Annotated in this window: 9 protein-coding genes and 1 pseudogene; 1 reads left to right on the forward strand and 9 read right to left on the reverse strand. The window is 69.3% G+C overall.

Annotated elements, in window-relative coordinates; translation table 11 throughout:
* The 7 genes and pseudogenes from AC08OP_RS08390 to AC08OP_RS08420 form a co-directional block, all read right to left on the reverse strand.
* Positions 1-367 (reverse strand): annotated as a pseudogene (locus tag AC08OP_RS08390) (NifU family protein); the annotation flags it as partial.
* On the reverse strand, positions 360-2,153 hold the full coding sequence (locus AC08OP_RS08395) for a nickel-dependent hydrogenase large subunit (RefSeq protein ID WP_476613667.1): 1,794 nt from the start codon (positions 2,151-2,153) through the stop codon (positions 360-362). The pseudogene AC08OP_RS08390 and the gene AC08OP_RS08395, both read right to left, overlap by 8 nt.
* A gap of 45 nt (positions 2,154-2,198) precedes the next feature.
* Entirely contained in the window at positions 2,199-3,278 is a 1,080-nt protein-coding gene (locus tag AC08OP_RS08400) for an NADH-quinone oxidoreductase subunit B family protein (RefSeq protein WP_476613668.1), read from the reverse strand.
* Positions 3,275-3,862: a hydrogenase maturation protease gene (locus tag AC08OP_RS08405; RefSeq protein WP_476613669.1), complete on the reverse strand. Its 588-nt coding sequence runs from the start codon at positions 3,860-3,862 to the stop codon at positions 3,275-3,277. The genes AC08OP_RS08400 and AC08OP_RS08405 overlap by 4 nt, the downstream gene beginning before the upstream one ends.
* On the reverse strand, positions 3,859-5,550 hold the full coding sequence (locus AC08OP_RS08410) for a hypothetical protein (RefSeq protein ID WP_476613670.1): 1,692 nt from the start codon (positions 5,548-5,550) through the stop codon (positions 3,859-3,861). The genes AC08OP_RS08405 and AC08OP_RS08410 overlap by 4 nt, the downstream gene beginning before the upstream one ends.
* Before the next feature lie 77 nt (positions 5,551-5,627).
* On the reverse strand, positions 5,628-6,497 hold the full coding sequence (gene hypB, locus AC08OP_RS08415; RefSeq protein ID WP_476613671.1) for a hydrogenase nickel incorporation protein HypB: 870 nt from the start codon (positions 6,495-6,497) through the stop codon (positions 5,628-5,630).
* A complete protein-coding gene (locus AC08OP_RS08420; protein WP_476613672.1) occupies positions 6,449-6,859 on the reverse strand; it encodes a hydrogenase maturation nickel metallochaperone HypA/HybF in 411 nt (136 codons plus the stop codon). Before AC08OP_RS08420 ends, hypB begins: the two co-directional genes overlap by 49 nt.
* Before the next feature lie 497 nt (positions 6,860-7,356).
* On the opposite strand from AC08OP_RS08420, the gene AC08OP_RS08425 reads away from it, so the two are divergent.
* Complete coding sequence (locus AC08OP_RS08425) at positions 7,357-7,995, forward strand: DUF4389 domain-containing protein (protein WP_476613673.1); 639 nt, start codon at positions 7,357-7,359, stop codon at positions 7,993-7,995.
* 92 nt (positions 7,996-8,087) lie between these two features.
* On the opposite strand, the gene AC08OP_RS08430 is transcribed toward AC08OP_RS08425, so the two are convergent.
* Both AC08OP_RS08430 and AC08OP_RS08435 read right to left on the reverse strand, forming a co-directional pair.
* The gene (locus AC08OP_RS08430; RefSeq protein ID WP_476613680.1) at positions 8,088-8,321 is read right to left on the reverse strand and encodes a hypothetical protein; all 234 of its coding nucleotides are present in this window, start codon (positions 8,319-8,321) and stop codon (positions 8,088-8,090) included.
* 177 nt (positions 8,322-8,498) lie between these two features.
* Entirely contained in the window at positions 8,499-9,710 is a 1,212-nt protein-coding gene (locus AC08OP_RS08435) for a beta-ketoacyl-[acyl-carrier-protein] synthase family protein (RefSeq protein ID WP_476613674.1), read from the reverse strand.
* Between the last annotated feature and the right edge of the window lies 1 nt (position 9,711).

Here is a 9,711-nt window from a genome sequence, read left to right on the forward strand (position 1 = left end):
GTTCGATCCCACTCAGCTCGATCTCCCCACCCCGGTCCCGGATCCCGGGCCGAAGCTGTTCGATCGCCCGCGCGACCCGGGCCCCGACCGGCTCGGGATGGACGTCGTGCAGGACGAGCAGATGGTCGAGCAGCTCGTCGCCGGTGAACGCGGCGAGCACCTCCGGGGCCCCCGACGCGTATCCGACGGCTCGGGCCAGCGCCTCGCCGTACACCGCCGCGAGTGTCGCCACCGCATCGATCGCCAGCTCGCCACTCGGCCCCGGAATGCGCTCCACCTGCGCCAGCACCTCGTCGAGGTGGGCGAGCCGGCCCCGCACGGCGAGATCGTCGAGCCGGTGCCCACCCGCGCCGTCCGGATCAACCATGGCTGGCCCCGAACATCGGCGAGTGCACCGTGCGCAGAGTGCGGCCCCGACCGAGATACATGTGCACCCCGCAGGGCAGGCAGGGGTCGAAGCTGCGCACCGTCCGCATAACGTCGACGCCCTTGAACCCCTCCGGACCGTTCTCCTCGAAGATCGGCATGTTCTGGACCGCGTCCTCGTAGGGGCCCGGGGTCCCGAAGAAGTCGCGGGGGCTGCCGTTCCACGGCGTCGGCGGGTAGGGGTGATAATTGGCGATCTTGCCGTCGCGCACCACCATGTGGTGCGACAGCACACCGCGCACCGCCTCGTGGAAACCGCAGCCGATCGTCTCGTCCGGCACGTCGAAGTCGCAGAACACCCGCGTGTCACCCGAGCGCACCCGATCCATGCCCTGCTCGAGGAAGTACAGCGCCATCGCCGCCGCGTAGGCGACGAAGTAGACGCGGGCCCGGTCCCGCTCGATCGCGTTCGACCAGGCCGGCGGCTTCCACTGCAGGTCGACGGCGGGCAGCGTGCGGCTGCGCGGCAGCGAGATGTTCACCGCGCCCCCGGTTGCGGTGACGTAGGGGGTGTTCACCAGTCCGGCGAGCGCCGTGGTGTAAAGCCGGGCGAAGGGCCCTCCCCCGGTATCCAGGGCGAGATGCTCGCCGCTGCGGGCGTCGAGCCACCGCGGGCTCATCACCCAGCTGTACTTCTCCCCGAAGTCCCGCTTCTGCGGCACCGGCAGCGTCGTCTGGTTCCACGGATGGCGCATGTCGACCGGATTTCCGAGCGGATCCCGGGTGACGAACGGCTCCTCGTTCACCCAGTCCTGGTAGAAGGAACTGCCCAGCAGGATCCGGATACCCAGATTGATCTCCACCAGGTCGGTGGTCAGCAGATCGCCATCGACGACGATCCCGGGTGTCACGTGCATCGCCCGGCCCCAGGTGGTCATGTTCTCGTACCGGTAGTCCACGACGTTCGGATCCTGGAACGCGCCCCAGCAGCCCAGCAACACCCGGCGGCGGCCGACCTCCTCGTAACCGGGCAGCGCCTCGTACCAGAAGTCGAACAGGTCGTCGTTCAGCGCGACGGCCTTCTTGACGAAATCGAGGATCTCCATCAGCCGGCTGAGGTAGTCGGTGAACACCGTCGGTTCCGGCATCGTGCCGACCCCACCCGGATACAGCGTGGAGGGGTGCACGTGCCTGCCCTCCATCAGGCAGAACATCTCGCGGGTGATCCGGCTGACCTTGAGGGCCTCCCGGTAGATCTCTCCCTCGAACGGGTTGAACGAGCGCATGATGTCAGCGATAGTCCGCATGCCGTGCACGGCCGCGTTCGGTGCGGCAGTGGCCTCTGCCCGGGCCAGCACGCCGGGGTTGGTCTGCTTGACCATCGCCTCGCAGAAGTCCACGAATACCAGGTTGTCCTGGAAGATCGTGTGGTCGAACAGGTACTCGGCGGCCTCTCCGAGATTAATGATCCATTCCGCCATCGGCGGGTTCGCGATGCCGTACGCCATGTTCTGGGCGTAGACCGAGCAGGTGGTGTGGTTGTCCCCGCAGATGCCGCAGATGCGGCTGGTGATGAAACCCGCGTCCCGCGGGTCCTTGCCCTTCATGAACACCGAATAACCGCGGAACAGCGACGAGGTGCTGTGACACTCGGTGACCCGCCGATTGGCAAAATCGATCTTCGTGTAGATCCCGAGATTGCCGATGATGCGCGTGATTGGGTCCCACGCCATCTCCACGATCTGGGCGGGCTTCTCCCTGGTTCTCGACTGCCTGGCCGTCGTCATCGCACAATCCCTTCGGCATCGCTGGGCCCGGCCCTAGGCCCGGTCCTAGGGGCGGTAACGCGGGTCGTAGCCGGTGGTCAGCAGCTCCCGGTTGTGCCGCCACTTCGGCTCGGTGTTCGCCGTCGCATTGGTGATGCCACGCAGCCTGCGGATAAACGACCCGTAAGGTTTGATCGCGAGCGAGGACAGGCTCGCTCCCGGCGGCATGTCCATGAACGGCATGAACTTGTCCGGGAATCCCGGCATCGTGCAGGCGATGCAGATGCCGCCCACGTTCGGGCAGCCGCCCAGCCCGCCCATCCATCCGCGCTTGGGCACGTTGCAGTTCACCACCGGACCCCAACATCCGATCTTCACCTGGCACTTCGGCGAGTTATAGTCCTTCGCGAAATCGGCCTGCTCGTAGTAGCCCGCCCGGTCACAGCCCTCGTGCACGGTCCGGCCGAAAATCCACTGGGGTCGGAGCTGGTCGTCCAGCGGTGGCGGTGGTGCCGCGCCCGCCGCGTGGTAAAGCACCCAGGTCAGCGTCTCCATGAAGTCGTCCGGTTGGACCGGGCAGCCGGGGACGTTGACGATCGGCAGGTTGCCGGCGGAGGTGAAGTCATGGCCCAGGTAGTCGGCAAGGCCCATCGACCCGGTCGGGTTGCCGGCCATCGCGTGGATCCCGCCGTACGCGGCGCAGGTGCCGATCGCGACGACCGCCCACGCCCTGGGGGCCAGCCGGTCGATCCACCAGTTCAGGGTCAGCGGCTGGCCGGTGTCCGGATCGTTCCCGAACGACGTCCAGTACCCGTCGCCGTGGATGTTCTCGTTCGGAATCGAGCCCTCGATGACGAGGATGAACGGCTCGATGTCACCGCGGGCCGCGGCTCGGTACGGGGCCAGGAACTCCTCCCCGCCGACGGTCGGCGACAGCACCTTGTTGTGCAGATGGACCGTCGGCAATCCCGGCACGAGCCCGGTGACGACATCCTCGATCGCCGGCTGGGAGGCCGCGGTCACCGACACCGTGTCGCCGTCGCAGCTCATCCCCTCGGAGATCCAGAGGATGTGCACCTCGTCGAAACCGCCGCGTCGCGGGCTCCCGGGCTGCGGAGTCACGGACTGCGGGTTCGTGGCCGTCATCTTGGCCTCTCCCTCCTACTGGCGGATGCTGGGGATGGATCCCACGAGCCGGGGTCTCGGATGATCTGCGCGATGAGCCGCACCGCGTCGTCGACGGCCATCCCCGCTGCGCGGGACAGTCCCATCCGCTCCTCGACGACGGCGGGTCGGCAGCCGACGACCAGCACTCGGCCGACATCGCCACCGAGGCCCCGCAGCAACCGCAGGACCACGTCGGGAGACATGCCATGGGCGTCCATGACGGGGATCTCGTCGACGGGGATGTCGTCCACGCCGGCCCCGTCAAGTTCGGGCCGGAGCACCGCGAGAGTCCCCGGTGGATCGGTCGACGGGACCGCGTCGACGAGGATCACCACGTCGTACCGGCCGTCGAGGAGCTCATAGGCGAGATGCACGCCGCGGATCCCGTAGTCGACGACGTCCACCCCGGCCGGCAGGTCCGCCGGGTCGATGCGGCGCACGACCTCCACCCCGAATCCGTCGTCGCCGAGGAACACGTTGCCGATCCCGGCCACGAGGACGCGCGGTGGGCCCGCGGACGGACCCGCGGACGGACCCGCGCGGGTGGGCGCCGGCCCGCTCATGACGCACCCGGTCCGTCGGTGAGCGGTGCCAGCTCCTCGGGTGCGAAGTAGTAATGACGGCCGTACCACCGGTGCAGATCGACGGCCGGGTCGTCGTCCAGGGACACCGCGACGTGCCAGGCGCCGTCGACGTCCAGAAAGACGGCCTGAACCCGGGCCTCTCGCCCCATGAGAAACATGTCGTGCGCGTCGCTTCCACGGCCGCTTCCACGGCCACGGGGATGCAGCCGGACCCGACTGCCCTTGGCGATCATCACGCCGTCCAGGGAAACACTGTCGCTGTCCGGACGGACCGACCGGTCCGCCTCCGGCTCCCACCATCGCGTGGTCGCGGCGGCGACCGGTGCGGCAACCGGTACGCCGGCCGGTGCGGCCCCGGACGACGGAACCGGTCGCAGCGACCGGACGGCACCATGCAGGCGGGCGAGGGTGTCCCGCGGAATGCCGTCGACCCGGTCGATGATCTCCGCGGCGCGGCGATCGGTCGCCCGGGCCTCGTGTTTCTCGTCGTCGGTCAGAGCCAGCGTGCGCAGCGAGAGGATTTCATCGATCTCGGTGGCGTCGAAGAGGTCACCCGGGCTCTCGGGGGCGATCCGGGGATGATCGTACAGGATAATCGGCGAGGACAGCATCACATCCGGCGCTCCGTCGGCACCGGCGAGAACGGGAAAGGTGTGGATGTTCTCGCACCCCCGTGTCGCCCCGGCGGCCCAGGTCGGCGGATCGAGCAGCGAGAGGAACCGTCCCCCGCGCACACCCAGGAGGCTGTGTGTCGCGATCATCGATCGGCGCAGCGCCATCGGTCGCGCGGCGCCGACGGGGACGTCCGCCACCGTGTTCTCGACGGCCAGGCGCAGCCGGTACAGCCGGAAGGGAGCCGCAGCCCGCGTCACGGACACCCGGACCGTCGCCGAGACCGGCCACCGCCGACGAACCACCCGAGCCGCACCGCCGCGCCCAACGTCGCGGCCCGCCAGGTTGCCGCGATCGTCCAACGGCTCAATCTCCATGCCACCGGGCAGGCTCAGGCTGAACGACTCTCCACGATCAGCCTGTTCCGCCGACCGGCCCCGCACAGCCGGGTCGGCCGGGTCGGCCAGGTCGAGAGTGAGACCGACCTCGCGCGGCACCGCCTCGTCGAAACTCAGCCGAGCAGTACCGTCCGCCTTCAGCGCGTCGACCTCACCGAACGCGCCGTCGGCCCCTCTGGCCTCGACCGAACGGCGCTGGAGCTGCAGAAAGCGCAGCCGGACGACGACCGAGGCGGTCGGGGACGGCTCAAGAAGACAGTCGGTCTGCTGGCACCACGCATCCGTCGATCCGGCGACGGTCCGTGGGACCGGCCCACCCGCCTCGACCCAACGCCGCGGCGCGAGCACCCCGAACTGCCACCGCATCCGGTTCTTGCCCGAGGAGCGGCGATACGGATAGAGCAGGTAGCCCTCGTGCAGCACCGCGTCAGCCACTGCACGGGCCGACGCGAAACCGGCTGGACAGCTCCCACCGGCCTCGTCAGCACCGATGCCGGCCCCCACGTCCACGTGAAGGGTGGTCGGCGCACCGGGCGTCGTCATCATGGCGAGCGGCGCCCAGGACAGGACGAACCCGCGAGCAGCATGACGGTCCCCCTTCGGCGGAGCCGTGGCACCACCCCTGGGGACGATGCCCACCGTACTGTAACTACGCATAATTACGCATTATGACTATATGTAGTCACGAGAACGCTCGTAGCTATTCTTCGACGGGCTGCCCGGGTGTCGCGGCCTCAAACACCGTGAGACGGCCCGCTCGACCGCGGGCGGTGGCCGACACCTCGCTCGGCGCGCAGCCAGGCGTACCACTGGCCCAGGCCGGGCCCCAGCCTCAGGCCCGACCCCGACCCCGGGGCCGCGCAGACGCGCAGCACGTCGACCCGGGGATTGATCCGGTGAACCTGCGCCTCGTACCGCGCGACGTCGACGTCGAGGTAGGGCAGCAGGTCGCACTTGGTGAGCAGGACGAGATCGGCAGCCGCGAACATGTGCGGATACTTGGTCGGCTTGTCCTCGCCCTCGGTGACGGACATCAGCACCACCCGCGCTCGCTCGCCCAGGTCGAACAGCGCCGGGCAGACCAGATTGCCGACATTCTCGATGAACACCATCGAACCCTCGGATGGTTCGAGCTCACGCAGCGCACAGTCGATCATGGCCGCATCGAGGTGGCAGCCACGACCAGTGTTGATCTGGACGACGGGAGCCCCCGTGGACCGGATGCGCTCGGCGTCCCGGATGCTCTCCTGATCACCTTCAACCACCGCGATCGGCACGCTCACGCCGAACTCGCGGACGGTCCGCTCCAGCAGCGTCGTCTTGCCCGATCCCGGCGAGCTCATCAGGTTGATCGCCAGCACGTCACGGGCGAGCAGGCGGCGGCGGTTCGCCTCGGCGAGCATGTCGTTCCTGGCCAGCACCCGCTCCTCGACGACCACGGTGCGCGACGAGGTCCCCCCGTCATGCGCGTGGCCGTCATGCGCCGGGCCGGGACTGACGAGGACCGGGCCGACCGGGCCGACCGGGCCGACAGGGTCGACGGAGGTGAGGGAGGTTAGTCGGGGCGGCGGCGCGGCGTCGTCACACCCGCAGGTTCCACACATCCCACATCACCTCCGCCGCTCGGCACGGGTGTCACCTCGACCGCCGCGATCATCAGCTCGTCGCCACCGACCACCTCGACGTCGGCGCTGCCGCACGGGCAGAGCACCAGGAGCAGGAGGTCGTCGGCCTCGAACGTGGCGCCGCACCGCCGGCAACGGGCACGGCCCGGCGGTTCGTCGATCTCCAGGCGAGCGCCTTCGACCGGCGTGCCCGCTGCCACCAGGTCGAAACAGAACCGGACGGAGCCGGGCACGACGCCGGACACCTGCCCGATGACCAGGTGAACCGCCGTGGCCCGCGCCGCCCCGATCCGTTCCACGATCGTGTCCACGACGTTCTGGGTGATCGCCAGCTCGTGCATCCGCGGCTCCTCGGCGCCCGGCACGGCCGTGACGTCGGGCGTTCACACCACCGGGGTTCCTGTCCTCGTCTCCTCGTCGACCGGCGCCCGCACCTGCTCCGGCGCGGCCCGCACTCCGCGGCATCACTGGAGCGCCGCCGCTCGCGGCCGGCCCGTCGCTCTCCCTACCCGTTCGGTGTCGAGGACTACCGCCCGGCGTTGAGGACAATCCTCGCGGGCGACCTGACAGATCATGGCCGTCGTCACTCTGCTGACAGCGTCCCTTTCTCGATGCCCTCTTCTCGATAAAAACGACAGGACTACACAAAAGGACATATTCCGCACCAATCTTGCTGATGGCAGGGTGGCGGCAAAGAACACCATCAGCCGGATGGTTCGCCGTGGCCGCCTCGGTCCGATCCGACCGAAAAAGGGGGACCCATGGCTCTCTCGCACCCGGCACCGCCGACCGACAATGAGCCAGCAGGACGAGGTTACCGATTTACCAGGGAGCAGCCATGACCGACCAGGAGACATTCAGCGTAGAGCCGCGACACCCCGGCTATCCGGTGTCCTTCGAGGTCGACTACCCGGCAGGGGAGCGCGATCGACTCACCGTGTTCTTTCGAATTCTCATGGTCATCCCGATCGCGATCGTCCTCGCGGCAGTCGGCGGTACAGGATACGACAGAAACAGCGCGGTGTTCGGCGGCGGGCTGCTGTTCTTCGCTCCCCTGCTGCTGATTCTTTTCCGGCAGAGGTACCCGCGGTGGTGGTTCGACTGGAATGTCGCCCTACTGAGTTTCACGAACCGGGTCGTGGCCTATCTCACTCTGCTGCGGGACGAATATCCCTCGACGGAGGACGAACAGGCCGTCCACCTGACGATTCCCTATCCGGACGCCGCGCGGCTGAACCGCTGGCTACCCCTGGTCAAGTGGCTGCTGGCGGTCCCGCACTACATCGCGCTGTTCTTCCTGTATATCGCGACGGTGGCGGCGATGATCGTCGGCTGGTTCGCCGTGCTCCTCACCGGACGCCTCCCGCGGGGACTGTTCGACTTCGTCGTCGGCGTGCTGCGCTGGACGAACCGGGTGGTCTGCTACGCGATCATTCTGACCACGGACGACTACCCACCGTTCCGACTGCGGCCCTGAAAGGCCACGGGCGACAGCACGGTTCCGAGGGTGGACGACCGGCAGTGGGGTTCGGGTCGGCGGACGCCGTTGTCCGACCGGCCCTCGACGGATCAAGCTACGGCGGATGCCGCAGGCGCGGCCATCCAGGTCAGATCGGCCACGGTGACGACAAGTCGGCGAGCGACGTCGTCGGCCGACCGCCCCGCCTCCAACGCCTCTCGAATGGCTACCCCACGTGCTGTGCGCAGATCCAGCCTGCGCGGATGATCAGCCCACATCAGATCATCTGCCAACGCGGCTCGCTCGAGCGGATCGGACACCTGCAGTACCTGTTCGTAGGACATCACGGGCCAATGGTTACGGCTAGTCGGATCTTTGGCAACATGTGCATGGCGACTTTCTGAGCATCGTGCGCACCCGATGGTCCCGCCATGGCCGCCCGGTGTCCGCTCGGGCCAGACGTACCGACCACGGCGAGGCGACCGACGGTCAGGGCCAGGGGATGTCAGGGCCAGGGGATGTCAGGGCCAGGGGGTGAAGGCGAGGCAGACATCGTGGCCGCCGAAGCCGAACGACGTCGACAGCGCCGCGCCGGTCCGGATCGGCCGGTTGTCCATCGTCACCACGTCCAGCGTGATCTCGTCGTCGATCGCCTCGAGGTTGCGGGTCGCCGGGACCGTCCGCTCCCGCAACGTCAGCACGCAGAGCACCGCCTCCACCGCGCCGGCCGCGCCCAGCAGATGTCCGGTCATCGACTTCGTCGACGTCACCGCGACACCGTCGAGCGCCGCGCCCAGCGCGCCACGCAGCGCGCGGCTCTCGGCGAGATCCCCAGCCGGTGTCCCTGAGGCATGCGCGTTCACGTGCACCACGTCCGCCGGGTCAAGACCGGCGGCCTGCAACGCCCGGCGCACGGCCCGCGCCGCCCCGGCTCCCGTCGGGTCGGGGGCGGCGACGTGATAGGCGTCGGCGCTGACCCCCGCGCCGGCCACGGTCGTGTAGACCCGGGCGCCGCGAGCGCGGGCGTGCTCGGCGGCCTCCAGGACGAACATCCCGGCACCCTCGCCGAGCACGAATCCGTCCCGGACCTTGTCGAACGGCCGGGACGCCGACTCCGGCGGGTCCTCCCGGCGGGACAGCGCCTGCATCTGCGCGAATCCCGCGAGCGGGAGCGGATGGACGGCAGCCTCCGTTCCACCGGCGACGACGACATCCGCCCGACCGGCCTGGATCAGGTCGACCGCGGTGGCGATGGCCTCCGCACCGGACGCGCAGGCGCTCACCGGAGCGTGCACCCCGGCGCGGGCACCGAGCGCGAGACCCACCGCCGCGGCCGGTCCGTTCGGCATGAGCATCGGCACCAGGTGCGGGGACACCCGGCGCGCCCCGCGCTCCCGGAACACGTCGTACTGGTCAAGCAGGGTGGTGAGGCCGCCGACCCCGGAGCCGACGACGACGGCGAAACGTTCCGACTCCGGCGTGGGGGTGCCCGCGTCGGCCCAGGCTTCCCGGGCGGCGACGAGGGCGAGCCGCTGCCCCCGGTCGAGCGTGCGTGCCTCCACCCGGCCGAGCGGCGGCTCGACGGCCACCGGCGCCGCGATGCGGACCGGCAGCGACTGCGCCCACGGCTCATCGAGCCGGCGGATCCCGGACCGGCCGGCCAGCACGCCACTCCACGTCGACGCGACATCGCCGCCGAGCGGTGTCGTGGCCCCGAGACCGGTGACCACCACC

This window comes from Frankia sp. CeRuru1 (genome assembly GCF_977966315.1).

Coding starts and splice junctions, on each gene's coding strand:
- hypB (WP_476613671.1), bottom strand. CDS start 6,497: ATGTGTGGAACCTGCGGGTGTGACGACGCCGCGCCGCCGCCCCGACTA.
- AC08OP_RS08395 (WP_476613667.1), bottom strand. CDS start 2,153: ATGACGACGGCCAGGCAGTCGAGAACCAGGGAGAAGCCCGCCCAGATC.
- AC08OP_RS08430 (WP_476613680.1), bottom strand. CDS start 8,321: ATGTCCTACGAACAGGTACTGCAGGTGTCCGATCCGCTCGAGCGAGCC.
- AC08OP_RS08420 (WP_476613672.1), bottom strand. CDS start 6,859: ATGCACGAGCTGGCGATCACCCAGAACGTCGTGGACACGATCGTGGAA.
- AC08OP_RS08425 (WP_476613673.1), top strand. CDS start 7,357: ATGACCGACCAGGAGACATTCAGCGTAGAGCCGCGACACCCCGGCTAT.
- AC08OP_RS08410 (WP_476613670.1), bottom strand. CDS start 5,550: ATGCGTAGTTACAGTACGGTGGGCATCGTCCCCAGGGGTGGTGCCACG.
- AC08OP_RS08400 (WP_476613668.1), bottom strand. CDS start 3,278: ATGACGGCCACGAACCCGCAGTCCGTGACTCCGCAGCCCGGGAGCCCG.
- AC08OP_RS08405 (WP_476613669.1), bottom strand. CDS start 3,862: ATGAGCGGGCCGGCGCCCACCCGCGCGGGTCCGTCCGCGGGTCCGTCC.